This is a genomic window from Pseudomonas sp. Sample_10 (assembly GCF_004321495.1).
Lineage (GTDB): Bacteria > Pseudomonadota > Gammaproteobacteria > Pseudomonadales > Pseudomonadaceae > Aquipseudomonas.
In genome coordinates this window covers 1-23,954 of record NZ_RCOE01000223.1, presented here as the reverse complement: position 1 = coordinate 23,954, position 23,954 = coordinate 1, and the positions used below count along the sequence as shown (strand labels likewise).

The window sequence follows — 23,954 nt, the reverse complement described above, 5'->3', positions numbered from 1 at the left end:
GTCGCCTCCGATGAAGCTGGCGATGAAGTTGCGGACTCGCCTGTTTTTAAGCATTTCCGCGCTGATAACCGTCGCGCTGCTCGGGCTTTTGCTCGGGCTGGTCAGCGTGATGCAGATGGCCGGAAGCCAGGAAGCACTGGTACGCAACAACTTCGTCACCCTGGATATTGGCCTTAAATTGCGCCAGACGCTGGGCGATCAGTTGATCATCATGCTCAGCGAGCGCCCTGATTCCCAAGCCTTCGAAGCCTCCAAACGGCGTTATTTCGAATTGCTGGACCAGGGAATCGCCCAGGAAGCGCAGTCCGAAGGAAACGAGTACGGATTCAAAAAGGCCAAGGCGGATTACCTCAGCTTTATTCGGGCCTATGAAGTTTCGCCCGATCATGCTCATGTGCTGTCCGGCAACGATGAACTCACGGAAAGATTCAACGCGCTGCGCAATGGTTTGATCATTGAACACAAGCGCGCCCTGGATAACATCGGCGCGACCGAGCGCAAGGCTCGCGAGCGGGCGCTGTTGGTCGCCGGCCTGCTGGGGTTGGTCGGGTTGGCGGTGTTGATCATCGGCTTCGTGACCGCTCACGCCATCGCCCGGCGGTTTGGCGAACCCATCGAGGCGCTGGCACAAGCGGCGGATAACATCGGGCAGGGGAATTTCGATGTCTTGCTGCCGGTTTCTTCGGCCGTCGAGCTCAATCAGCTGACCCGGCGCTTCGGCATCATGGCCGAGGCACTGCGCGAGCATCAGGCGACCAACGTCGATGAGCTGCTGGCCGGTCAGCAACGTTTGCAGGCGGTGCTCGACAGCATCGACGATGGCTTGCTGATGATCGATCGCCAGGGCCATCTGGAGCATCTCAACCCGGTGGCTCAGCGTCAGTTGGGCTGGGACAGTGATCGACTCGGGCAAGGCCTGGGCACAGCGCTGGAGCGTCCTGAGCTTGATGAGCAGCTGCAATTGGTTCTGCGTGGCGGCACGCTGGAGCGGGCGCCCGAAGATCTGAGCATGGAGGTCGATGGCGAGACGCGGCTGCTGACCTACAGCCTCACGCCAGTGAGCCACACCCAGGGCCATATTCTCGGCGCGGTCATGGTGTTGCATGACGTTACCGAGCAGCGTGCCTTCGAACGGGTGCGCAGCGAATTCGTGCTGCGCGCCTCCCATGAATTGCGCACACCGGTCACCGGCATGCACATGGCGTTCGGCCTGTTTCGCGAACGCGCGCACTTCCCGCAGGATTCCCGTGAAGCCGATCTGCTGGACACGGTGAACGAAGAAATGCAGCGCCTGATGCAGCTGATCAACGACCTGCTGAACTTCTCCCGTTACCAGAACGGTCTGCAGAAGCTGGTGCTGGCGCCTTGCTCCATCGAGGATCTGCTGGAGCAGGCGCAGCTTCGCTTTGCCAGAGGTGCCGAAGAGAAGGGCATTGAGCTGTTGATTGAGGTGCAGGGGCCGTTGCCACGCTTGCAGGCCGATCAACCACAGTTGGACCGGGTGCTCGATAATCTGATCGACAACGCGCTGCGCCATACCGCTGCCGGCGGGCTGATCCGCTTGCAGGCGCGGCGCCATGGCGATCGGGTGATCATCAGTGTCGAGGACAACGGCGAAGGCATTGCCTATGGGCAACAGGGGCGGATCTTCGAGCCTTTCGTCCAGGTGGGCCGTAAAAAAGGCGGAGCCGGGCTCGGCCTGGCGTTGTGCAAGGAAATTGTGCAATTGCACGGCGGACGGATGGGCGTTTATTCGCGGCCGGGGCAGGGCACCCAGTTCTACATGGCACTGTCGGTGTAGGCTTCAGGCCTCGTCATCCAGGCGCCGGTTGGTCAGCCGGCGCCCGCGGGTAATCAGTTCGATGAACTGCACGGCGCTCAGCGCGTGGGCGAACAACCAGCCTTGGCCGAACTTCACACCTTCACTGCTCAGTAACGCTGCCTGGGCTTCATGCTCAATGCCTTCGGCAATCACCTTCAGGTGCAGGGATTGCGCCATGTGGATGATGTGCGGGGCTACGCCACTGCTTGCGGCGTCATGGCCCAGCGCATCGATGAAAGCCTTGTCGATCTTCAGGCAATCCACCGGCAGGGTTTGCAAGTAAGCCAGGCTGCAATAGCCGGTGCCGAAATCATCGATCAGCACTTGATGTCCGACATCGCGCAAGGCTTGCAGGTTCTCCCGGGCGACCACTACATCGATCAAACCCCGTTCGGTCACTTCAAAGGCAATCTGCTTGGCTGCCACTCGATGCAACGTCAGCAGGCGCTCCATCACCTGGCCGATGCGCGGAACCATCACATCGCACGCCGCCAGGTTGACGGAGATGTACAGCTGCGGATTGGCCCGAAGCAGTTGCCCAAGTTGTTCAAGCAGGCGTTGCAGGACGAAGTCGGTCATCTGGCGGATCTGCCCGGTGTTCTCTGCCATCGGGATGAACAGGTCGGGGCTGGTCAGCGTGCCATCGGGTCGTCGCCAGCGCAGCAAGGCTTCGGCGCCAACGCAGTTGCGGCTGTCGAGATCGAAGATCGGTTGATACAACACCTGCAATTCGCCCCGGCGTATGGCCCCGGTCAACTCAGCATCCAGCGATTGGCGTTGGCGCACCAGCAGGAACACCAGGAAACCCACGCAGGCTGACAGCAACAGACACACAGGGAGCAGCCACCACCATACGGGCGGAATGTGCGTGCCGGTGCGCGGGCTGATCAGGACCAATTGGTATTCCGGGTTGTCGGTGGGCATTCGGTAAATCAGGCGGGTGTGCGTGACGAGCAAGGCATCGCGGGTCTTTGGTGGCCAGGACTCCGTCGGTGGCCACACCTGGGAAACACCGAGCACTGGTATCGCCCGCGTGCCATGGTCAAGGATCACCAACAGGCTGCTGCCCGGTGACAGGTCGACCATGTCGGTCAAATGGCCGCGAGAAGTGGCCACACGGAAGTTGCCGCGGCCGAGCATCAGCGCGGCGCGGTTTTCATCGGGTTCGGTGGTGGTGTTGAGCCAGTAGCTGTAGGTTGGTCCTTTGATGTCCGGTGCCCGCACCAGCGACAAACCTTCCTGGCGTGGGCGGTTGGAGCAGATACGCGAGGCGTCCATATAGGCCGCTTCGTATACGAACCGATAGTTGAAGCTCACTTGCTGCAACGTCGCGATCATTTCGTCATCGCAACTTCGCAGCGGTTGGGCTTCCAGGTCGTCGAGGCTTTCGCGTAGTTGCCCAAACAATTGTTCCAGGCGAGCGAGAAAACGTTCGCCCTGGGCGTTCATTTCCCGGCTTTCTTCTTGCTCGAGCTGGTGGATGGCGATGAAGTAACTGCCCGCCATCATCATCGTTGCGCTCAGGACAGCAGCCAGCATCGCCAGAAACCACGGGCGATAGAACCAACTACGAAATGTCTCTCGAGCAGCAGGCATTGTGGAATATCCGAAGAATTACCAATGAGTTATAGCTGCTGATGAAAAAAACGCGCTGACCGTCGGGCGGCCGTCATTATTTTGTCTGATTCAATACCTGTAGCAGCGCAGCAGTTTGTGCGTCCGGCGTGCCATCGAAACGGGACGGGCGGAAATGCATTTGAAAGGCTGCAATGACATGCCGTGTGGCGACGTCCAGTTCGCCAGTCTGTGGTGTTTCGTACCCCGCGCGTGCCAGCTGCGCCTGATACCAGGAGATGCTCGGTAGCTGCGTCTCGAATTGCATTTGCTGCCGGGCGACCGCCTGTTCGTTTGGCCAAATGCCAATGCCTTCGGCGGCCAGGCGTTTCCAGGGGAATAGCGGGCCGGGATCGAGTTTACGCAACGGCGCGATATCGCTATGGCCGACAATGCTGCGAGGGCTGATTTTGTAGCGCTGGCTGATGTCTTTGAGCAAGACGATCAACGACTGGACCTGCGCTTCTGTGTAGGGATACCAGAGGCGTCCGGTCGGAGTGTCCTTGAAACCCGGGTTGACGATTTCGATACCAAGGGAACTGGAGTTCATCCAGGTGCGGCCTTGCCATTGGCTTTCCCCGGCATGCCAGGCCCGCAGGTTTTCATCCATCAGTTTATAAATGGTCGCGTTTTTGTCGTCGCCGATCAGGTAGTGGGCGCTGACTTCGCCGTGGGTCAGTAATTGCACCGATCGCTCCATTGATGTGGAGGTGTAGTGCAGCACCACAAACTGAATGCGACTGTCGTGGTTGGCAGATGGATAACGGGTGTCGTAGCGGGGGCCACTGGCGCAGCCAGCCAGCACAACGAGCGATACGATAAGGGCAAGATATTTCATGGCGAAAGCACGCAAGACAGTAATGCAACAGTGTAACGTACTGCCTTGCATGCCGCGGGCAATCGCGACCATTTAAACAAAATGGAACAATTGGCCTTCAGCCCAGCTCCACCCGGTTGCGTCCGGCATTTTTTGCCCGATACAACGCCTGATCGGCTCTTTTGAGCACCAGATCGCTGTGTTCGCCGGGCTTGAAGGCGGCAAGCCCCATGGAAATCGTGATCGTGACCCGCTCGCCCTTGAAGTGGAACGGGCAAGCCTCGATCGATGCTCGCAGGTGTTCCAGCAGTTTCAGGCCGGCCGCCGGGACTGTCGACGGTAATAACAGAACAAACTCTTCTCCGCCAAAGCGGGCAATGAAGTCTGTCCCGCGCAGTCGCTTGCGCAGCACCGTGGCGATGATTTTCAGCACTTTGTCCCCCGCCAGGTGACCGTAGTTATCGTTGATGCGTTTGAAATGATCGAGATCGAGCATCGCCAGCATCAGCGTATTGCCATGTTGCTGCCATTGGCCGATCTCGTGATCCAGGCGTTCGCTCCAGGCGGCGCGGTTGGGCAGGCCGGTGAGCGGGTCGATCAAGGCTTTCTGGCGCTGCTCTTCGAGGTGTTCGCGAAAACCTGAAGCTTCCTGCTCCATATGTGCCACCCGTTCGGCCAGGCTTTGCAGGCGAGCGGCCACTTCCTGCTCGCGTTCGTCGCGTTGCTTGCGATGCTCGTCCATGGTGCCGAGCAAGCCTTCGAGATGGTTTTCCAGAACGTGCTTCAGACCTTCCAGGTCTGCAGCTTCGTGCATGCTGGTTTGCAGGCCGCCGACCTGTTCGCGAATTTGCGTGTCCAGCGCATGCGCGGCCGTGCGGCTGTCGGCGTGATCGGCGCTGGCAGCTTGCAGGTTGCTCTGGAACGACTCGAGACGCTCGTTGAGGCGTTGCAGATAGGCTTCGAATTCATGCTGGCCGCTGTCCGAAATCGCTAGCATCAAGGTTGCCAGATCGTCGAGGATCGGTAGCAATTCGTACCAGTTCAGACCATTTTTCAAGCGATCACGCATCGACTCTGCTTGAGGCCGATGGCGTTCAGGTAACGTGAGATCGTCAAGCAAGCCGAGCAGGGTTTGCTCAATGTGTTTGGCCACCGAGCTGTAGGACGGCTCGGGAGAGTCCGGCAGCGCGTAAAACATATCGTGCCCGACCTGCCCGGAATCGCCTGTTGCCGCGCTTGGAGGCAACAACGCCGCCTCGGGTAAGGGAGCGGGGGTAAGTTCGTCCGGATTGGTTTGCAGCTCATTCCCGCTAGCGGGCTCGACCATACCAGTAGGGGGTTGTTCAACGTACACGGCGCGATCAGCTTCGGGGGCATCGTGCGGTTCATTGAAGGATGGAACGAGCGGTGCGGCGACGTCGGGCTCTATCGCCACTGCAGGGGTCGGGCGTGGCGGGTGGGCGACGACTGTGGAGGCGTTGGCCGGCGGTTCCACAGGCATTGGTTCGGCCGTGAACAGGATTTCGCTGGTTGTTTCAGCCGTTGTGGCAACCGCAGGTACCGCCACGGTCACGGCCAGAGGCGCACTGGCGGCTGGGTCGGCTGTGGCCGTGACTTGTAGATCATCTGAGTCGCGGTGACCGAACAACCGCTGCAGCAGGCCTGGACGTTCGGGTTCTGGCAGGCTTTCCAGCTGACTCAGGGCCTTGCCTTGCAGACCGCTCAGTTCACTGAGCAGCAGTGGAATTTCGCGAGCCTGACTGACCCGGCTGTCCAGTTGCTTGGCAAAATTCTTGAGTGGGCGACTGACTTCTCGAGGCAGCGGTAATGTTTGCAGTTGAGTGACCAGCGCGTTCAACGCGGCGCTGGTCTGGTTGACCCGGGTTTCCCGGCGCTGTTCGGAGTCGAGTACGGCTTTTTCCAGTCGCGGGAGCAGGGCGGCCAGACCGGCGTCCATGTCGTCGGTGCGCACCACCTCGCGCATTTCCTTCATGCACTGGTCAACGGCGCGATCGGTGCCTTCTGCGGCCAGGGTGCTGCGCACCAGCCCGCGACGCAACAAATCGAGCCGGGCGTCCCAGCGGCGTTCGAGCTTTTCCTGGTGTTCGATGCTTTTGAGGTACTTCTCTTTCCAGCGCTGTGTTTCGTCGCTCATTCAGGGGTTCCGCGAAGGGCAGGACTCAACGCGGGCAATGCATCAGCCGTGAGCGAACCCGGCAGACGAATCTCTACCGCGACCGGCAGGTGATCGGAAATGGGTTGGGCCAGCACCTCGACCTTTTCGAGGGTCAGGGACGGGCTCAGCAGAATATGGTCCAGGCAGCGCTGCGGACGCCAGCTGGGGAATGTCGCTTCGAGTTGAGGGGCGAGCAGGCCAAGGTCGCGCAACGGCGAGTGTTGCAGCAGGTCGCTGGCATGGGTGTTCATGTCACCCATCAGCACCTGATGTTTGTAACCGCCGATCAATTCGCGGATGTAGGCCAGTTGCATGCTTCGGGCGCGTGCACCCAATGCCAGGTGCATCATGACCACCACCAGCGCTTCCGGTCCTTCGCCGAAACGCACCAGAATCGCTCCGCGACCCTTGGGCCCCGGCAGCGGATGATCCTCGATCGCCCACGGGCGCAGGCGGCTGAGCACGCCATTGCTGTGCTGGCCGAGGCGTCCGAGATTGCGATTGAGTTGTTGATACCAGTAGGGGAAGGCGCCGAGCTGGGCCAGGTGTTCGACTTGATTGACGTAGCCTGAGCGCAGGCTGCCGCCGTCGGCTTCCTGCAAGGCGACCAGATCGAAGTCGCCCAGCAGATTGCCGATTTTTTGCAGGTTATCGGCCCGCCCGGTATGGGGCAGCAAATGCTGCCAGCCACGGGTCAGGTAATGCCGATAGCGCTCGGTACTGATGCCGACCTGAATATTGAAACTGAGCAAGCGCAGACGACTGTCTGCGGGCAGGCCCGTGGATTCCAGATGATGTTCGTTGACCCGCGGATCATGCAGGCCAACGACGCGTTCAGTACCCCAGCGGCGCATGGCAGGTACTGCCCTTAGTTGGCGGCAGCCTTGGTAGCCGCTCGCTCTTTGTCGATCAGTTTGTCGGCCAGTTGCAGCGCTTGTTCGGCACCGCCGGCGGAGCCCACATCGAAGCGGTACTTGCCGTTCACGACCAGGGTTGGAACGCCGGTGATTTCATACTTCTTGGCCAATTCACGGGCTTGAACAACCTGACCCTTGATCGCGAAGGAGTCGAAGGTGGCCAGGAATTTTTCCTTGTCTACGCCTTGCGTAGCCAGGAAGTCGGCCATGTCATTCTTGTCGGTCAGCTTCATTTTCTTGTTCTGGATTGCGTCGAACACCGCGGCATGGACCTTATGCTCGACACCCATGGATTCGAGGGTCAGGAACATCTGGCCATGAGCGTCCCAAGGACCGCCGAACATCGCTGGAATACGCTTGAAGTTCACGTCCGATGGCAGTTTTTCAGCCCATGGATTGATGGTCGGTTCAAAGTGATAGCAGTGAGGGCAGCCATACCAGAACAGTTCCACCACTTCGATTTTGCCAGGCACGGCTACCGGAACCGGATTGCTCAGTTCTACGTAAGGGGCGGCTGGGGCTTCGGCGGCCTGGGCAGTCATGCCGAACAGGCTGGCAGCGGCAAAAACGGCGCTGATAATCAGATTACGCATGCTTTACTCCTGGACAAATTTTATCGCCTCGCGCGACCTGTTTTTCAGACAGATCCTGGCGGGCCTGAGTTCTGTAGTGTAACGGCAGCGGCCACAAAAAAGGGCGGCCAAAGCCACCCTTTTTATACTTGCTGCGACGGATTAATCGAGCGTTAACGTTGCAAGAGACGTACGCCTTGCGCAACGCTCGATTCGCCGGCCTTAGTGCAGGCCCTGAATGTAGCTGGACACTGCGGCGATGTCTTCGTCGCTCAGCTTTTTGGCAATGCTTTGCATTGGTTTGGTGTCGCCATCGTTGGTGCGTCCACCGTCTTCCTTGCGGAAATCGGTCAATTGCTTGGCGATGTATTGAGCGTGCTGACCACCCAGGTGCGGGAAGCCGGCGGCTGCGTTGCCTGCGCCATTTGGCGAATGGCACCCGGTGCAGGATGGCAGGCCCTTGGCCAGATCGCCGCCGCGGAACAGATTCTCACCGCGCTTGACCAGTTTTTCATCGGCGGCGCCCACGCTGCCTTTCTGGCTGGCGAAGTAGGCGGCCATGTCGGCCAGGTCCTGATCGCTCATGTTGGTCAGCAGGCCGGTCATTTCCAGAACAGTGCGCTTGCCCGACTTGATGTCGTGCAACTGCTTGGTCAGGTAGCGCTCACCCTGGCCCGCCAGTTTCGGAAAGTTCGGCGCCATGCTGTTGCCATCCGGGCCATGGCAGGCCCCGCATACAGCGGCTTTTGCCTGGCCGGCTTTTGCATCGCCCGGCTGTACTGCCTCACCTGCAGCATTGGCCATGCCGGAGATGCCCACGGTCAACAGCAGACTCACGATCAATTTCTTCATCAGCTAATCCAACTACGGCTAAGGGTTAAGAGTTATGGACCGGGTTTACTCGCTCATCCACTGGATGATGGCTTGGTAATCCTCGGCACTGCAGTCCATGCACAAACCACGCGGCGGCATCGCCTTGAAACCCTGGGTCACGTGTTGCACCAGCGTCTCCATACCTTTCGCCAACCTCGGCGTCCAAGCTTCCTGATCGCCCTTGCGGGGCGCCATGGGTAGTTGGCCGGAATGACAGGCACCACAAACACGGTTGTACACAGCTTCCGGATCCTGTGTAGCCTGAGCGCTGTAAAGCGGTATCAGGACACCGGCAGCTAGCAGCCATTTCGTCATAAAACGACCTTTTCAGGGTTGAGAGCGTTCTGCGTTCTAATGCGCAATCAAGGTCTATCGCTCCCGTGAACTTCATCCTGCGTTGGGACAAAGCGCACACAAAATCTGCGGCATTATATACTGGCGTCACTGAAACGGAAGCGACACTGCTTGCCGCACCCATTCCTGGCGCCGCCCACATCGGAAATCCCATGCAACTCAAGAATCCCATCCTCGGTCTGTGCCAACAGTCCACCTTCATGCTCAGCGCCGCCAAAGTCGACCAATGTCCGGATGACGAGGGCTTCGAAGTCGCCTTCGCCGGGCGTTCCAACGCCGGCAAGTCGAGTGCTCTCAACACCCTGACCCACGCCAGCCTGGCGCGTACCTCGAAAACTCCGGGGCGCACACAGCTGTTGAACTTCTTCAAGCTAGACGATGAACGCCGTCTGGTCGACCTGCCGGGCTACGGTTATGCAAAAGTACCGATCCCGCTCAAGCAACATTGGCAGCGTCACCTGGAAGCCTATCTGGGCGGTCGCGAGAGTTTGAAAGGTTTGATTCTGATGATGGACATCCGTCATCCAATGACCGATTTCGACCTGCTCATGCTCGACTGGGCCGTAGCCGCTGGCATGCCGATGCACATTTTGCTGACCAAAGCCGACAAGCTGACCTACGGCGCCGCCAAGAACACACTGCTGAAAGTGCAGTCGGAAATCCGCAAGGGCTGGGGTGATCTGGTGACTATTCAGCTGTTTTCGGCGCCAAAACGCCTGGGTCTGGAAGAGGCCTACACGGTATTGGCAGGCTGGATGGAGCTGGCTGACAAGGGTGCCGAGGCCGAGGCCCAGTAAGCGTCGAAAACTGCCTGTGGCGCGCTCAGGCAGTTTTCTACGGGCAAAAAAAACCCCGGACTTCTATGGGGAGGGGGAAGTTCCGGGGTTCAAGTTCTAGACCGCTAGGGCGGGGTCCAGATATCTGCCAACACTTAACACAACATAGGAGCATCGAAGGGCTTCACCAGCCATTCAGTAACTCTGAGTGGCATTTCTCCAGATTAGTTCAGATTTTTTTCAAATGCTTTGGAATAACCCCGAGCATTTTCCGGACTAAGCGCTCTTCGAACCGCCCACCGCGGCACTATGCCGCAGCAGGCGTGGCTCTTTTTTCATTGGCTCAGTGCGCCTCATCCCAGTTATTGCCTACGCCGACTTCCACCAGCAGTGGAACATTGAGCTGCGCGGCACCACTCATGTGCTTACGAATGTCAGAGCTGACCTGATCGACCAGGTCTTCACGTACTTCAAGAACCAATTCATCGTGCACTTGCAGAATGACTTTGGCGTCGAGGCCGGACGAAGCCAGCCATTCGTCCACGGCCACCATGGCTTTCTTGATGATGTCCGCCGCCGTACCTTGCATCGGTGCGTTGATTGCCGTGCGTTCGGCGGCGGCGCGTTCCTGTGGTTTATTGGAGTTGATCTCGGGCAGGTACAAGCGTCGTCCGAAGAACGTCTCCACATAACCTTGCTCCGCCGCCTGAGCACGGGTGCGGTCCATGTATTGGCGAACACCCGGGTAACGGGCGAAGTACGTATCGATGTACGCCTTGGCAGTCTTGGTATCGACGCCAATGTCTTTACCGAGTTTCTGCGCACCCATGCCGTAGATCAGGCCAAAGTTGATCGCCTTGGCGCTGCGACGCTGATCGGAAGTCACGTCAGCAAGCTCGACCTTGAAAACTTCGGCGGCAGTGGCGGTGTGTACGTCCAGATTGTGGCGGAAAGCGTTCATCAAGCCTTCGTCGCCCGAGAGGTGGGCCATGATCCGCAATTCGATCTGCGAATAGTCCGCCGCCAGCAATTTGTAGCCGGTCGGCGCCACGAACGCCTGGCGGATGCGCCGTCCTTCAGCGGTGCGCACCGGGATGTTCTGCAGGTTCGGATCGCTGGAAGACAAGCGCCCTGTAGACGCCACCGCCTGATGATACGAGGTGTGAATCCGCCCGGTACGAGGGTTGATCTGCTCCGGCAGGCGGTCGGTGTAGGTGCTTTTCAGCTTGCTCATGGAACGGTATTCCATCAGCACTTTAGGCAACCGGTAATCGTCCTCGGCCAGTTTCGCCAGCACTTCTTCAGCGGTGGACGGCTGACCCTTGGCGGTTTTCTTCAGCACCGGCAGGCCGAGTTTTTCGTAGAGAATCACCCCCAGCTGCTTGGGCGAACCCAGGTTGAATTCTTCGCCGGCAATCTCAAAGGCTTCGCGCTCCAGCGCGACCATCTTGTCGCCCAGTTCGATGCTCTGTACGCCGAGCAGCGCAGCGTCGACGAACGCGCCTTGGCGTTCGATGCGCGCCAGCACCGGTACCAGCGGGATTTCGATGTCGGTCAGCACGCTGGCCAGGCTCGGGATCGCCGTGAGCTTCTCGAACAGCGCCTGATGCAGGCGCAACGTGATGTCGGCGTCTTCGGCGGCATACGGGCCGGCCTGTTCCAGAGCGATCTGGTCGAACGTCAGTTGTTTCGCGCCTTTGCCGGCAATGTCCTGGAAGCTCACGGTGGTGTGATCCAGGTACTTCAGGGCCAGGCTGTCCATGTCATGGCGGGTGGCCGTGGAATTGAGCACGTAGGACTCGAGCATGGTATCGAAGGCAATGCCGCGCACGGTGATGCCATTGGCCTGATCGCCGCCGATGGCGCAATTGGCCAGGAGGTTCATGTCGAACTTGGCGTGCTGGCCGACCTTGAGTTTGTTCGGGTCTTCCAGAATCGGCTTGAGCGCACGCAGGACGGTATCGCGATCCAGTTGCTCGGGCACGCCGATGTAGGAGTGGGTCAGCGGGATGTAAGCCGCTTCGTTAGGCTGTACCGCGAACGACAGGCCAACCAGTTGCGCCTGTTGCGCATCGATACCGGTGGTTTCGGTGTCGAACGCGAACAATTTGGCATTGTTCAGTTTCTCCAGCCAGACATCGAAACGCGCCTGATCAAGGATGGTTTCATAAGCGGCTTCGGCGACGGGGGCCGGTGCTTCGACTTCGGGTGCGCTGAACAGATCAGCGACTGGCGCAGGTTCGGCGGCACTACTCAGTTCGAGTCGTTTGGCGTCGCGATCGAGGTCATTCAACCAGCTTTTGAATTCCAGCAGGGTATACAGCTCGTAGAGTTTGTCTGGATCCTCTGCGCCCATTTTCAGGTCATCAAGGCCGATGTCCAGCGGCACGTCGACCTTGATGGTCGCCAGTTGATAGGACAGGAATGCCATCTCCTTGTGCTCTTCGAGCTTGGCCGGCAGGGTCTTGGCACCGCGAATCGGCAGGGTCGGCACGATGTCGAGCTGCGCGTAGAGCTCGGTCAGGCCACCGTTGACGCCGACCAGCAGGCCGGAAGCGGTCTTCGGACCGATGCCCGGAACGCCCGGAATGTTGTCGGACGAATCGCCCATGAGCGCCAGGTAATCGATGATCTGCTCGGGAGCGACGCCGAATTTCTCCTTCACGCCCTCCACGTCCATGCTGCTACCGGTCATGGTATTGACCAAGGTAATGTGGCCGTCGACCAGTTGCGCCATGTCCTTGTCGCCGGTGGAAATGATCACCGGGCGATCTGCCGCGGCGCTGCTGCGGGCCAGCGTGCCGATCACGTCATCGGCCTCGACGCCTTCGACGCACAACAGCGGGAAGCCCAGGGCAATCACGCTCTGGTGTAGCGGCTCGATCTGTACGCGCATGTCATCGGGCATGCTCGGGCGGTTGGCCTTGTACTCGGCGTACATGTCATCGCGAAAAGTCCCACCCTTGGCGTCGAACACCACGGCGAACGGACTGTCCGGGTACTGCTTGCGCAGGCTCTTGAGCATGTTCAACACGCCCTTGACCGCACCGGTCGGCAGGCCTTTGGACGTGGTCAGCGGTGGCAGCGCGTGAAAGGCGCGGTACAGGTAAGAAGAACCGTCCACCAGGACGAGGGGGGCTTGGCTCATGAGCAGGATCAACCTTTTCGGCGGGTCCGGCGCTAGAATAGCGGGACCGTTGACGACAAAGGGACAAGGTTATCATGCGCACACTAAATCGCCTGTTGCTGGCTGGCTTGTTTGCAATCACTCCATTGGCTGTTATGGCGGCGGACGATGCGCCATCGCCGGAACCGGATGTAACCATCCGCACGGAAGGCGACAACACGATCAAGGAATACCGCCAGAATGGCTTCCTGTATGCCATACAGGTCACGCCGAAGGGCGGAAAACCGTACTTTCTGGTGCGCGCCGATGGATCGGACGGTAACTTTATCCGCTCGGATCAGCCCGATATGCTGATTCCGTCGTGGAAGATCTTCGAGTGGAAGTAGTTTCTTAATTTCAATTGGCGCCCACCAGCGCCCGTACTGGCAGCTTAAACATGTCTGTGTTCACCCCCCTGGCTCGGCCTGAGCTGGAAGCTTTTCTCGCCCCTTATGGCCTCGGCCGCCTGCTTGATTTCCAGGGGATTGCCGCCGGTAGCGAAAACACCAATTTTTTTATCAGCCTGGAGCAGGGCGAGTTTGTCCTGACCCTGGTCGAGCGTGGCCCGGTGCAAGAAATGCCGTTCTTCATCGAGCTGCTCGACGTGTTGCACCAAGCCGATCTGCCGGTGCCATACGCCATCCGCACCACGGACGGCGTGGCGTTGCGTGAGCTGGCTGGCAAGCCTGCATTGTTGCAACCGCGCCTGGCCGGCAAGCACATCAAGCAGGCCAACGCGCAGCATTGCGCGCAAGTGGGCGAGTTGCTGGCGCATCTGCACCTGGCCACCCAAGCTGCAAACATGATCAAGCGCAAGACCGATCGTGGCCTGGATTGGATGCTGGAGGAGGGCACGCAATTCCTTTCGCACGTGAATGCCGAGCAAAAGGAACTGTTGCAGCGAGCGCTGGAAGAAATCACCCGGCAGAAAGAGAAAATTCTGGCGTTGCCTCGCGCCAACATCCACGCCGACCTGTTCCGCGACAACGCGATGTTCGAGGGCACGCACCTGACCGGGCTGATCGACTTCTACAACGCGTGTTCGGGGCCGATGCTCTACGACGTGGCGATTGCCTTGAACGACTGGTGTTCCGATGACGATGGTCTGATCGACGGAGCGCGAGCGCGAGCGCTGTTGGGCGCTTACGCCGCACTGCGTCCGTTCACGGCGGCCGAAGCCGAGTTGTGGCCGACCCTGTTGCGGGTGGCGTGCGTGCGGTTCTGGTTGTCGCGCCTGATCGCGGCCGAATCATTCGCCGGGCAGGACGTGTTGATTCACGACCCGATGGAGTTTCAATTGCGCCTGGCACAGCGGCAGACGGTCAATACACCGTTGCCTTTCGCTCTTTAAATTGTGGTGAGGGAGCTTGCTCCCGCTGGGTTGCGAAGCGACCCCTTCTTGGGGCCTGCTGCGCAGTCCAGCGGGAGCAAGCTCCCTCGCCACAGGGTTATTGCATTAATTAAAGCGACTCCAGGCACCCCGCCAAATCATTCCCCAACTTCTCCAGCACTTGCTCATAACCTTGAGCCGTCGCGGGTGTGTAACCGCCCAACGCATCCAGCTCCGCCAATTTCACCGGCAGGCCCGCTACCAGGGTTTCGGCCAGGCGCGGGCGCAGCGGCGGCTCGCTGAAGACGCAGGTCTTGCCGACTTCCTGCAACCGCGCACGCATCGCCGCTACGTGCTGGGCGCCGGGCTGTACTTCCGCGGCAACGCTGAATACGCCCGCGTGCTTAAGACCGTAGGCGTCTTCGAAGTAGTCAAAAGCCTCGTGAAACACGAAGTAAGGTTTGCCTTCAATGCCTGCCAGGCGTTTCTTCAGCCGCACGTCGAGCGCATCCAGACGCTCATCGAACGCCTTGAGGTTGCTCTGATAGCGCGCAGCATTGGCAGGGTCGGCGGCACTCAGGTCAGCCGCCATTTTGGTGGCGATGACTCGGGCATTGATCGGCGACAGCCACAAGTGCGCGTCGAGGCTGCCCGGGCGATGATCATGATCATGTTCGTCGGCTTCTTCGGCGTTTGAGTGGTTATCTTCGGCGAAATGGCGGAGCTTCATCCCTGGCAAAACCTGAACGGAAACGCTAGGCAAAGTACGACCATTGAGTACTCGCGGCAGGAAACCTTCCATGTCCGGACCGATCCAGTACAGCAGATCGACCGACTGCACCTTCCGTACGTCGGAAGGGCGCAAGGCATAGTTATGCGGCGAGGCGCCTGGCGGCAGCAGCACTTCCGGAATCGCCACGCCGTCCTGCACGGCAGCGGCGATCAGTTGCAGCGGCTTGATGCTGGTGAGGACTTTAACCTCGGCTTGTGCTGAACCCATCAGCAGAAAACTGGCGATAAATGCGACAAAGATAGAAAAAATTCGGGACACGATGACCACTCAAAGAGGCGAGAACGGGTAACATAATAACGTCTCTCACAAACCTCGTCGCCGCTCATGCCTAAAACACCGATTGCCAGCCGTCCCCACGACCACTCTCATTGCGTGCATAGCGCTCTGTCTGAGGCCGATGCTTTGTGCGCACGTCAGGGCCTGCGCCTGACCGCGTTGCGGCGGCGGGTGCTGGAGCTGGTTTGGCAAAGCCACAAGCCATTGGGTGCCTATGACATTCTCGCGGTGCTCAGCGAACAAGATGGCCGCCGTGCCGCGCCGCCAACCGTGTACCGCGCACTGGATTTCCTGCTGGAAAACGGCCTCGTTCACCGCATCTCATCCCTCAACGCCTTCATCGGTTGCAATCATCCGGAGCACGCGCATCAGGGTCAGTTCCTGATCTGCCGTGAGTGCCACGCTGCCATTGAGCTCGAACAGAAATCCATCAGCGACGCGATTATCGCCAGCGCCGAGGATGTCGGGTTCGTCGTTGAGGGCCAGACTGTCGAAGTGATCGGTCTCTGTTCGGGTTGCCAGGGGGCTTGATGAGCAACGCGCTGATCCGACTCGAACAGGTTGCCGTTACGTTTGCCGGGCAACCGGTGCTGGACAATATCGAGCTGAGCGTCGAGCCAGGCCAGATCGTCACCCTGATCGGTCCCAACGGCGCGGGCAAGACCACGCTGGTGCGTGCCGTGCTTGGCTTGTTGAAACCCGACAGCGGCAGCGTCTGGCGCAAGCCGAAACTGCGGGTGGGCTACATGCCGCAAAAACTCCATGTCGATCCGACCCTGCCGCTTTCCGTGCTGCGCTTCTTGCGCCTGGTGCCGGGTGTGGACCGCGCGATGGCCCTGGCCGCGCTCAAGGAAGTCGGCGCCGAACAGGTGATCGACAGCCCGGTGCAAAGTGTTTCCGGCGGTGAAATGCAGCGTGTCTTGCTGGCTCGCGCGCTGTTGCGTGAGCCGCAACTGTTGGTGCTCGACGAGCCGGTGCAAGGCGTCGACGTCGCTGGCCAGGCCGAGCTCTACAGCCTGATCACCCGTCTGCGTGACCGGCACGGCTGCGGTGTATTGATGGTTTCCCACGATCTGCATCTGGTCATGAGCACTACCGATCAGGTGGTGTGCCTCAATCGCCACGTCTGCTGCTCCGGCCACCCTGAACAGGTCAGTGGCGATCCGGCATTCGTCGAGCTTTTCGGCAAAAACGCACAGAGTCTGGCGATTTATCACCACCATCACGACCACGCCCACGATCTGCACGGTTCGGTCGTCAAGGCGCCCGGGTCGGGCCATAACCATGTTCACGGAGATAGCTGCAAGCATGGCTGATTTTCTGCTCTACGCCCTGCTTGCAGGTTTGGCTCTGGCTGTGGTCGCGGGTCCGTTGGGCTCCTTCGTGGTCTGGCGGCGCATGGCCTATTTCGGTGACACCTTGTCACACGCGGCGTTGCTGGGCGTTGCGCTGGGTTTCCTGCTGGATGTCAGCCCGACTGTCGCCGTGACCGTAGGCTGCTTGCTGTTGGCGGTGTTATTGGTGACCTTGCAACAGCGCCAGCCGCTGGCGTCCGACACACTTTTGGGAATTCTCGCACCGAGCACCCTCTCTTTGGGATTGGTGGTACTAAGCTTCATGCACGAAGTGCGGATCGACCTGATGGCCTATCTGTTCGGCGACTTGCTGGCGATCAGCCCGACCGATCTGGCCTGGATTCTCGGTGGCAGCGCGGCGGTGCTGGCTTTGCTGGTTACCTTGTGGCGGCCATTGCTGGCGATTACGGTGCATGAGGAGCTGGCAAGGGTCGAAGGTTTGCCCGTGGCAGGTTTACGCATGGCGCTGATGTTGCTGATCGCCGTGGTGATTGCCGTGGCGATGAAAATCGTCGGCGTATTGCTGATTACTTCGTTGCTGATCATTCCGGCGGCTGCGGCACAACGTCACGCCCGCTCTCCGGAACAGATGGCACTGGGCGCGAGCCTGTTGGGCATACTCGCCGTGTGTGGCGGGCTGGCGCTGTCCTGGTTCAAGGACACCCCGGCCGGTCCGTCGATTGTTGTGACGGCCGCCGCACTGTTTCTGCTGAGTTTTGTTCTGCCCCGTCGAGGGGTGTAGACTTGCTCGTTTTTTGCGCAAATAGAGAGTCGCAGGAATGAAGTCGTTCGCCGCCCGTTATCTGCTCCTTGTCGCATTTTCCTTGCTGCTGGGCGCCTGCCAAAGCACGCCACCGACGGCCACCGAGGTCCCGGATGCGCGGGCCACGGCCATTGCACAGCTTGAGCAAAGCCTGGCCAGCAGTGAGCTGGCCACGGCCGAAGGTCAATTGGCAGCCTTGCAGGCCGAGTCGCCCAATGATCAATCCCTTGAGCAATACCAACGGCAACTGGCCGAAGCCTACTTGCTACGTAGCCAGATCGTGCTGCAAAAGGGTGACGTAAATGCGGCCGCTACGGCCCTGGCCCGTGCCCGTGCATTGATGCCCAAGGCGCCAGCATTGACCGGTGGCGTCAACGGCCCTATCGCTGAGGCCCGCAAAGCGGAACTGGAAAAAGCCGAAGCAGCACTCAAAGCCGCGGAAGCCATGCCCAAAGCCAAAGTCATCGACCCAACGGCCGAAAGCACGACGGTAGCGCTAAACATCAACGATATGGGCAAACTGCGTCGTCAACTGGACGCCATCGCCGCCGATGTTGTGAATTACCAGTGCGATGTGAGTATTCAGGCGCCGCGTACCGATGATTACCCGTGGTTGGCAAACCTGCTGACCAAACGCGTGAAAAAGCTCGACCCGCAATTCGACCTGAAGCTGGAGCGGCAGATTCTGCGCAGCGTACCGGCGCAAATGGTCCTTAGCCCTCGTAAATCTTGAAAAGCTCGCGGGCAAGCCTAGCTCCTACAATGTTTCAATGAACCCTGTAGGAGCGTAATGCTGTTCACTTGAGAGAACATTACATCCTGTGGCGAGGGAGCTTGTCGGATCGCCGCACCGTCCCGCCGGGGTGCGAAGCGGCCCAAAAAGGGTCTGCTGCGCAGCCCAGCGGGACGGTGCGGCGATCCGACAAGCTCCCTCGCCACGGGAATAGGTTCGTCCTTAAGTGAACAGCATTACCGTATGTACCCGCGAAGGCGCGCGCTCAAACGAAACAGAACCTCAGGCCGGAATCGCCTTGGCCTTGGGCTCCCTGTCCCACACCCGATGCTGACCGATCGCAGCAAAAAACGCCTTGAACAGTTTGGCATCCGCCCCGACGATCAAACCCGCATCAGCCTCCAGCTTCAACACATCCAACAACTGCTTCGCCTCACCGTGCAGCGCAATCGCCTTCAGGTGCTTATAAGCCTCCAGCACGTAATGCAGCGCCACGCCATCGGCACTCAGCGCCTTGATCGACGCCGCGCCACCGGGCACAAACACCGCGTCGAATGCCACTGAAGGCAAACCTTCCATGGATGCATCCACTGGCAACGCCTTGCCGTCAGCGGTTTTTACCGGCGCCGAGGTCGGCCCCAGCAGCTTGGCGTGAGCGCCTTCGGCTTCCAGGGCTTTCTTCATGGCATCAATCGCGGCGCCGTCCACGCCATCGGCTGCAAGGATCGCCACTTTGCGGGTTTTGATATCCCCGGGCAGCAAGTTGGCCTGGCTCAACGCAGGCGAGCGCTCCAGAGAGGTTTTCGGCACCTCCACCGTTCCAGCCGTCGGGGCCGGCAAGCCAAGGTTTTGCGCCACGCGCTTGGCCAGTTCCAGATCGATATTGGCCAGAATCTCATTCACCTCACGGGCACGGATGAATTCCCGCTCGACCTTGCCCAGCTCAAAGCTGTACGCCGCAATGATGTGTTCCTGTTCGTGCTTGCTCATGCTGTGGAAAAACAGGCGTGCCTGGGAAAAATGGTCACTGAATGATTCGCTGCGCTGGCGAATCTTGTTGGCGTCGATGCGTTCCTGATAGCTCTCGAAGCCGCCATCCTGCGCGGCAGGCGGGGTTTCCTTCGGCCAGCCGCCGTCGATGGAATTCGGTTCGTAAGCCGCACGTCCCTTATCGATGGTGGTCCGGTGCAGCGCATCCCGCTGCCCGTTGTGGAACGGTGCTACTGGACGGTTGATCGGGATCTCGTGAAAGTTCGGTCCGCCGAGTCGGCTGATCTGCGTGTCGGTGTAGGAAAACAACCGACCTTGCAGCAATGGATCGTTGGAGAAGTCGATACCCGGGACGATATGCCCCGGGCAAAATGCGACCTGCTCGGTTTCGGCAAAGAAGTTGTCCGGGTTGCGGTTGAGCGTCATTTTGCCCAGCGGTGTGATCGGCACGATTTCTTCGGGAATGATCTTGGTCGGGTCGAGAATGTCGAAGTCGAAGTCGTGCTCGTTTTCTTCTTCTACCACTTGTACCCCCAGCTCCCACTCCGGGTAGTCCCCCATCTCGATGGCTTCCCAGAGATCTCGGCGATGGTAGTCAGTGTCCTTGCCGGCAAGCTTTTGCGCCTCATCCCAAACCAGCGAGCAAGTACCGGCGGTGGGGCGCCAGTGGAATTTGACGAAGCGCGATTTACCTTCGGCGTTGATGAAGCGGAAGGTATGGACACCGAAGCCCTGCATGCTGCGCAGGCTTTTCGGAATCGCCCGATCGGACATCGCCCACATCACCATGTGCGCCGATTCCGGTTGCAGCGAAACGAAGTCCCAGAACGTGTCATGGGCCGAGCCGCCGGTTGGGATTTCATTGTGCGGCTCGGGTTTCACCGCGTGTACGAAATCGGGAAACTTGATGGCGTCCTGGATGAAAAACACCGGCATGTTATTGCCCACCAGGTCGTAGTTGCCTTCGTCGGTGAAGAACTTCACCGCGAAACCTCGTACGTCGCGAACCGTATCGCCTGACCCGCGTGGGCCTTGTACCGTGGAAAAACGCACGAATACCGGGGTCTGCTTGCCGGGATCCTGCAAAAATCCGGCTTTGGTCAGTACGCTATGGTTTTCGTAGGACTGAAAGTAGCCATGGGCGCCGGTGCCGCGAGCGTGAACGATGCGCTCGGGTATGCGCTCATGGTCAAAGTGCGTGATTTTCTCACGCATGATGAAGTCTTCCAGCAGGGAAGGTCCGCGGGCGCCGACCTTCAGGGTGTTCTGATTGTCCGCGACTTTCACGCCTTGATTGGTGCGCAAGGCCTGGCCGGTGGCGTCAGAGCGGAAGTTTTCCAGGCTGTCGAGTTTGGCATTGCTGTTGTTGCGGTCCAGGGTATCAGTCCCGGCCATCGCGCTCTTGGTCGCGGCAGGCTTCTTGGTACTCATCAGGCATATCTCCTCGGGGTATTTTCGAGTTGCCTAAGTAGTGACTGACGGGGTTTTTAGCCGTTCCTTTTATCTGACCTTTGATCGCGTTATTGCCAAATGGCTGGATGAATGCGAAATAAATGCTAAGAACCTCTATACGGACAGGCTAAAATGCGCGCCCGGCTAACCGCTGACCCTTTTCCAACGCGCCCCACAAGGTTCGCTACGTGATCGAGTTTCAAAACGTCCATAAAACCTACCGCGTCGCCGGTAAGGATATCCCCGCCCTGCATCCGACCAGTCTGACGATTGAGAACGGTCAGGTTTTCGGCCTGATCGGCCATTCCGGTGCGGGAAAAAGTACCCTGCTGCGTCTGATCAATCGCCTGGAAAGCGCCAGTGGCGGCAAGATCTTTGTCGACGGCGAAGAAGTCACCGCGCTGGATGCCAATGGCCTGCGCCGTTTCCGACAGCAAGTCGGGATGATTTTCCAGCACTTCAACCTGCTGGCATCCAAGACCGTGGCCGACAACGTCGCCATGCCGCTGACGCTGGCCGGTGAACTGTCGCGTAGCGAAATCGACCGGCGAGTGGCTGAGTTGCTGGCGCGGGTTGGTCTGTCCGACCACGCCAAAAAGTACCCGGCGCAATTGTCTGGCGGCCAGAAGCAGCGTGTCGGCATTGCCCGCGCCCTGGCGACCAAGCCCAAAATCCTGCTGTGCGATGAAGCCACCAGCGCCCTCGACCCGCAGACCACGGCGTCGGTCCTGCAATTGCTGGCCGAGATCAATCGCGAACTGAAACTGACCATCGTCCTGATCACCCATGAGATGGACGTGATCCGCCGGGTCTGCGACCAGGTCGGCGTGATGGACGCAGGCGTGATCGTCGAGCAGGGCTCGGTGGCCGATGTGTTCCTGCATCCCAAGCATCCGACCACCAAGCGCTTCGTACAGGAAGACGAGCACATCGATGAAAGCGAGCAACGTGACGACTTCGCTCACGTGCCGGGCCGCATCGTGCGTCTGACCTTCCAGGGCGAAGCGACCTACGCGCCGCTACTGGGTACCGTCGCCCGCGAAACGGGTGTGGACTACAGCATCCTCGCCGGTCGCATCGACCGCATCAAAGACATCCCTTACGGGCAACTGACCCTGGCCGTGACCGGTGGTGACATGGAAGCGGCCTTCGCCCGCTTCACCGCCGCCGACGTCCACATGGAGGTGCTGCGCTAATGGAAGCCCTGACAAGTTTCTTCGCCAATATCGACTGGTTCGAAATCTGGCTGGCCACCGGCGACACCCTGCTGATGCTCGGCGGTTCGTTGTTGTTCACCGTACTGCTCGGCCTGCCACTGGGCGTGTTGCTGTTCCTCTGCAGCCCGCGTCAGTTGCTCGAAGCCAAAGGCGTGTACGCCCTGTTGTCGCTGGTGGTGAACATCCTGCGTTCGCTGCCGTTCATTATTCTGTTGATCGTCATGATCCCGGTCACGGTGCTGATCACCGGCACCTCGCTCGGGGTTGCCGGCGCGATCCCGCCGCTGGTGGTGGGCGCCACGCCGTTCTTCGCGCGACTGGTGGAAACCGCCCTGCGTGAAGTGGATCGCGGCATCATCGAAGCAACCCAGGCCATGGGCGCGACCACGCGGCAGATCATCACCAACGCCTTGCTGCCGGAAGCCCGCCCGGGCATCTACGCCGCGATTACGGTGACAGCCATTACACTGGTGTCCTACACGGCCATGGCCGGTGTAGTCGGTGCCGGTGGTTTGGGCGACTTGGCGATCCGCTTCGGTTACCAGCGTTTCCAGACTGACGTGATGGTCGTCACCGTGGTGTTGCTGCTGGTACTGGTGCAAATACTGCAAACCGTCGGCGACAAACTGGTCGTCCACTTTTCCCGTAAGTAAGACATGAGCCGGCCATTCGCTGGCAGGCGCCAAACGGGCGCCTCACATGGAGTTAGCTGAATGAAAAAACTACTCGTCGCCTTCGCTGCCGTTGCCGCGTTTTCCGCCCACGCTGCTGACACCCTGACGGTCGCCGCAACGCCAGTCCCGCACGCGGAAATCCTCGAATTCGTTAAACCGGCTCTGGCCAAAGAAGGCGTCGACCTCAAGGTCAAAGTCTTCACCGACTACATCCAGCCAAACGTACAGGTTGCGGAAAAACGCCTGGACGCCAACTTCTTCCAGCACCAGCCGTACCTCGATGAATTCAACAAGGCCAAGGGCACCCACCTGGTGTCGGTCGCCGGCGTGCACCTGGAGCCGCTGGGCGTTTACTCCAGCAAGTACAAAACACTGGAAGAGCTGCCAAGCACCGCCACCGTCGTTATCCCGAACGACGCCACCAACGGCGGCCGTGCGCTGTTGCTGCTGGCCAAGGCTGGCGTGATCCAGTTGAAGGATGCGAACAACATCCTGTCGACCGTCAAGGACATCACCGCCAACCCGAAGAACCTCAAGTTCCGTGAACTGGAAGCCGCCACCATCCCGCGCGTGCTGACCCAGGTCGACCTGGCCCTGATCAACACCAACTACGCGCTGGAAGCCAAACTCGACCCGTCCAAAGACGCACTGGTCATCGAAGGCAGCGACTCGCCTTACGTGAACATCCTCGTTGCCCGCCCGGACGACAAGGACAGCGAAGCGATGAAGAAACTGGCGGCTGCACTGCACAGCCCGGAAGTGAAAGCGTTCATCGTTGAGAAGTACAAAGGCGCGGTAGTGCCGGCATTCTGATCTGCGAACGCAACGAAAAAAGGGGACGCCAGCGGCGTCCCCTTTTTTTGCGCTGTGAATGTGCACGCCCGATCGTTCCGATGCTCTGCGTGGGAATGAATCCCGTGACGCTCCGCGTCACAGTTGGACGCAGAGCGTCCATGGCGGCATTCCTACGCAGAGCGTAGGAACGATCAAAACATCCTGTCGACCGTCAAGGACATCACCGCCAACCCGAAGAACCTCAAGTTCCGTGAACTGGAAGCCGCCACCATCCCGCGCGTGCTGACCCAGGTCGACCTGGCCCTGATCAACACCAACTACGCGCTGGAAGCCAAACTCGACCCGTCCAAAGACGCACTGGTCATCGAAGGCAGCGACTCGCCTTACGTGAACATCCTCGTTGCCCGCCCGGACGACAAGGACAGCGAAGCGATGAAGAAACTGGCGGCTGCACTGCACAGCCCGGAAGTGAAAGCGTTCATCGTTGAG

Annotated in this window: 21 protein-coding genes and 1 pseudogene; 12 read left to right on the top strand and 10 right to left on the bottom strand. The window is 59.6% G+C overall.

Annotated features, from left to right (window positions below; genetic code table 11):
- Positions 1 to 10: 10 nt before the first annotated feature.
- A complete protein-coding gene (locus tag D8U18_RS22680) occupies positions 11 to 1,801 on the top strand; it encodes a KinB sensor domain-containing domain (RefSeq protein WP_056854217.1) in 1,791 nt (596 codons plus the stop codon).
- A gap of 3 nt (positions 1,802 to 1,804) precedes the next feature.
- Here the strand turns inward: D8U18_RS22680 and D8U18_RS22675 are convergent, their stop codons facing one another.
- From D8U18_RS22675 to D8U18_RS22640, 7 genes are all read right to left on the bottom strand, one after another.
- Positions 1,805 to 3,418 carry an EAL domain-containing protein gene (locus D8U18_RS22675; protein WP_131108449.1) on the bottom strand — a complete coding sequence of 538 codons (1,614 nt, stop codon included), beginning with the start codon at positions 3,416 to 3,418 and terminating at the stop codon, positions 1,805 to 1,807.
- A gap of 76 nt (positions 3,419 to 3,494) precedes the next feature.
- Entirely contained in the window at positions 3,495 to 4,274 is a 780-nt protein-coding gene (locus D8U18_RS22670; RefSeq protein WP_130908055.1) for an N-acetylmuramoyl-L-alanine amidase, read from the bottom strand.
- A 97-nt stretch (positions 4,275 to 4,371) separates the two neighbouring features.
- Positions 4,372 to 6,408 carry a GGDEF domain-containing protein gene (locus D8U18_RS22665; RefSeq protein ID WP_130908056.1) on the bottom strand — a complete coding sequence of 679 codons (2,037 nt, stop codon included), beginning with the start codon at positions 6,406 to 6,408 and terminating at the stop codon, positions 4,372 to 4,374.
- Complete coding sequence (locus tag D8U18_RS22660; protein WP_056854214.1) at positions 6,405 to 7,283, bottom strand: endonuclease/exonuclease/phosphatase family protein; 879 nt, start codon at positions 7,281 to 7,283, stop codon at positions 6,405 to 6,407. The genes D8U18_RS22665 and D8U18_RS22660 overlap by 4 nt, the downstream gene beginning before the upstream one ends.
- A gap of 14 nt (positions 7,284 to 7,297) precedes the next feature.
- Positions 7,298 to 7,939 (bottom strand): thiol:disulfide interchange protein DsbA, encoded by a 642-nt coding sequence (dsbA, locus tag D8U18_RS22655; protein ID WP_056854213.1) that lies wholly within the window; start codon positions 7,937 to 7,939, stop codon positions 7,298 to 7,300.
- 201 nt (positions 7,940 to 8,140) lie between these two features.
- Positions 8,141 to 8,770 carry a c-type cytochrome gene (locus tag D8U18_RS22645; RefSeq protein WP_056854212.1) on the bottom strand — a complete coding sequence of 210 codons (630 nt, stop codon included), beginning with the start codon at positions 8,768 to 8,770 and terminating at the stop codon, positions 8,141 to 8,143.
- 45 nt (positions 8,771 to 8,815) lie between these two features.
- Positions 8,816 to 9,106, bottom strand: a complete 291-nt coding sequence (locus D8U18_RS22640; RefSeq protein WP_046818664.1) for a c-type cytochrome — start codon at positions 9,104 to 9,106, stop codon at positions 8,816 to 8,818.
- Positions 9,107 to 9,297: 191 nt separating this feature from the next.
- Here D8U18_RS22640 and yihA point away from each other — a divergent pair, with 191 nt between their 5' ends.
- Entirely contained in the window at positions 9,298 to 9,942 is a 645-nt protein-coding gene (gene yihA / locus D8U18_RS22635) for a ribosome biogenesis GTP-binding protein YihA/YsxC (protein WP_056854211.1), read from the top strand.
- Positions 9,943 to 10,264: 322 nt separating this feature from the next.
- Here the strand turns inward: yihA and polA are convergent, their stop codons facing one another.
- The gene (gene polA, locus D8U18_RS22630; RefSeq protein WP_131108447.1) at positions 10,265 to 13,069 is read right to left on the bottom strand and encodes a DNA polymerase I; all 2,805 of its coding nucleotides are present in this window, start codon (positions 13,067 to 13,069) and stop codon (positions 10,265 to 10,267) included.
- A gap of 74 nt (positions 13,070 to 13,143) precedes the next feature.
- On the opposite strand from polA, the gene D8U18_RS22625 reads away from it, so the two are divergent.
- Both D8U18_RS22625 and D8U18_RS22620 read left to right on the top strand, forming a co-directional pair.
- Positions 13,144 to 13,434 carry a DUF2782 domain-containing protein gene (locus D8U18_RS22625; RefSeq protein WP_015092908.1) on the top strand — a complete coding sequence of 97 codons (291 nt, stop codon included), beginning with the start codon at positions 13,144 to 13,146 and terminating at the stop codon, positions 13,432 to 13,434.
- Positions 13,435 to 13,484: 50 nt separating this feature from the next.
- Positions 13,485 to 14,438, top strand: coding sequence for a homoserine kinase (locus tag D8U18_RS22620; protein WP_056854209.1), 954 nt, complete (start codon positions 13,485 to 13,487; stop codon positions 14,436 to 14,438).
- Between the two features lie 109 nt (positions 14,439 to 14,547).
- On the opposite strand, the gene D8U18_RS22615 is transcribed toward D8U18_RS22620, so the two are convergent.
- A complete protein-coding gene (locus D8U18_RS22615) occupies positions 14,548 to 15,468 on the bottom strand; it encodes a zinc ABC transporter substrate-binding protein (RefSeq protein WP_131108445.1) in 921 nt (306 codons plus the stop codon).
- 66 nt (positions 15,469 to 15,534) lie between these two features.
- Between D8U18_RS22615 and zur the strand changes: the two genes are divergently transcribed.
- From zur to D8U18_RS22595, 4 genes are read left to right on the top strand one after another with little or no spacing between them, the layout of a single operon-like run.
- The gene (gene zur / locus D8U18_RS22610; protein ID WP_056854207.1) at positions 15,535 to 16,017 is read left to right on the top strand and encodes a zinc uptake transcriptional repressor Zur; all 483 of its coding nucleotides are present in this window, start codon (positions 15,535 to 15,537) and stop codon (positions 16,015 to 16,017) included.
- Positions 16,017 to 16,802 (top strand): zinc ABC transporter ATP-binding protein ZnuC, encoded by a 786-nt coding sequence (znuC, locus tag D8U18_RS22605; protein ID WP_056854206.1) that lies wholly within the window; start codon positions 16,017 to 16,019, stop codon positions 16,800 to 16,802. Before zur ends, znuC begins: the two co-directional genes overlap by 1 nt.
- Positions 16,795 to 17,583 (top strand): zinc ABC transporter permease subunit ZnuB, encoded by a 789-nt coding sequence (znuB, locus tag D8U18_RS22600; protein ID WP_056854205.1) that lies wholly within the window; start codon positions 16,795 to 16,797, stop codon positions 17,581 to 17,583. The genes znuC and znuB overlap by 8 nt, the downstream gene beginning before the upstream one ends.
- 37 nt (positions 17,584 to 17,620) lie before the next feature.
- Positions 17,621 to 18,337 carry a PA5502 family lipoprotein gene (locus D8U18_RS22595; RefSeq protein WP_056854204.1) on the top strand — a complete coding sequence of 239 codons (717 nt, stop codon included), beginning with the start codon at positions 17,621 to 17,623 and terminating at the stop codon, positions 18,335 to 18,337.
- 282 nt (positions 18,338 to 18,619) lie between these two features.
- Here D8U18_RS22595 and katE read toward each other — a convergent pair whose 3' ends face one another.
- Positions 18,620 to 20,758 (bottom strand): catalase HPII, encoded by a 2,139-nt coding sequence (katE, locus tag D8U18_RS22590; RefSeq protein ID WP_131108443.1) that lies wholly within the window; start codon positions 20,756 to 20,758, stop codon positions 18,620 to 18,622.
- A gap of 209 nt (positions 20,759 to 20,967) precedes the next feature.
- Here katE and D8U18_RS22585 point away from each other — a divergent pair, with 209 nt between their 5' ends.
- The 4 genes and pseudogenes from D8U18_RS22585 to D8U18_RS22570 all read left to right on the top strand — a co-directional run.
- On the top strand, positions 20,968 to 21,975 hold the full coding sequence (locus tag D8U18_RS22585; RefSeq protein ID WP_130903782.1) for a methionine ABC transporter ATP-binding protein: 1,008 nt from the start codon (positions 20,968 to 20,970) through the stop codon (positions 21,973 to 21,975).
- Entirely contained in the window at positions 21,975 to 22,649 is a 675-nt protein-coding gene (locus D8U18_RS22580; protein ID WP_130932041.1) for a methionine ABC transporter permease, read from the top strand. Before D8U18_RS22585 ends, D8U18_RS22580 begins: the two co-directional genes overlap by 1 nt.
- A 60-nt stretch (positions 22,650 to 22,709) precedes the next feature.
- On the top strand, positions 22,710 to 23,483 hold the full coding sequence (locus tag D8U18_RS22575; protein ID WP_056854200.1) for a MetQ/NlpA family ABC transporter substrate-binding protein: 774 nt from the start codon (positions 22,710 to 22,712) through the stop codon (positions 23,481 to 23,483).
- A 165-nt stretch (positions 23,484 to 23,648) separates the two neighbouring features.
- Positions 23,649 to 23,954: pseudogene (locus D8U18_RS22570) on the top strand (MetQ/NlpA family ABC transporter substrate-binding protein); the annotation flags it as partial.

Coding starts and splice junctions, on each gene's coding strand:
- D8U18_RS22680 (WP_056854217.1), top strand. CDS start 11: ATGAAGCTGGCGATGAAGTTGCGGACTCGCCTGTTTTTAAGCATTTCC.
- D8U18_RS22675 (WP_131108449.1), bottom strand. CDS start 3,418: ATGCCTGCTGCTCGAGAGACATTTCGTAGTTGGTTCTATCGCCCGTGG.
- D8U18_RS22670 (WP_130908055.1), bottom strand. CDS start 4,274: ATGAAATATCTTGCCCTTATCGTATCGCTCGTTGTGCTGGCTGGCTGC.
- D8U18_RS22665 (WP_130908056.1), bottom strand. CDS start 6,408: ATGAGCGACGAAACACAGCGCTGGAAAGAGAAGTACCTCAAAAGCATC.
- D8U18_RS22660 (WP_056854214.1), bottom strand. CDS start 7,283: ATGCGCCGCTGGGGTACTGAACGCGTCGTTGGCCTGCATGATCCGCGG.
- dsbA (WP_056854213.1), bottom strand. CDS start 7,939: ATGCGTAATCTGATTATCAGCGCCGTTTTTGCCGCTGCCAGCCTGTTC.
- D8U18_RS22645 (WP_056854212.1), bottom strand. CDS start 8,770: ATGAAGAAATTGATCGTGAGTCTGCTGTTGACCGTGGGCATCTCCGGC.
- D8U18_RS22640 (WP_046818664.1), bottom strand. CDS start 9,106: ATGACGAAATGGCTGCTAGCTGCCGGTGTCCTGATACCGCTTTACAGC.
- yihA (WP_056854211.1), top strand. CDS start 9,298: ATGCAACTCAAGAATCCCATCCTCGGTCTGTGCCAACAGTCCACCTTC.
- polA (WP_131108447.1), bottom strand. CDS start 13,069: ATGAGCCAAGCCCCCCTCGTCCTGGTGGACGGTTCTTCTTACCTGTAC.
- D8U18_RS22625 (WP_015092908.1), top strand. CDS start 13,144: ATGCGCACACTAAATCGCCTGTTGCTGGCTGGCTTGTTTGCAATCACT.
- D8U18_RS22620 (WP_056854209.1), top strand. CDS start 13,485: ATGTCTGTGTTCACCCCCCTGGCTCGGCCTGAGCTGGAAGCTTTTCTC.
- zur (WP_056854207.1), top strand. CDS start 15,535: ATGCCTAAAACACCGATTGCCAGCCGTCCCCACGACCACTCTCATTGC.
- znuC (WP_056854206.1), top strand. CDS start 16,017: ATGAGCAACGCGCTGATCCGACTCGAACAGGTTGCCGTTACGTTTGCC.
- znuB (WP_056854205.1), top strand. CDS start 16,795: ATGGCTGATTTTCTGCTCTACGCCCTGCTTGCAGGTTTGGCTCTGGCT.
- D8U18_RS22595 (WP_056854204.1), top strand. CDS start 17,621: ATGAAGTCGTTCGCCGCCCGTTATCTGCTCCTTGTCGCATTTTCCTTG.
- katE (WP_131108443.1), bottom strand. CDS start 20,758: ATGAGTACCAAGAAGCCTGCCGCGACCAAGAGCGCGATGGCCGGGACT.
- D8U18_RS22580 (WP_130932041.1), top strand. CDS start 21,975: ATGGAAGCCCTGACAAGTTTCTTCGCCAATATCGACTGGTTCGAAATC.
- D8U18_RS22575 (WP_056854200.1), top strand. CDS start 22,710: ATGAAAAAACTACTCGTCGCCTTCGCTGCCGTTGCCGCGTTTTCCGCC.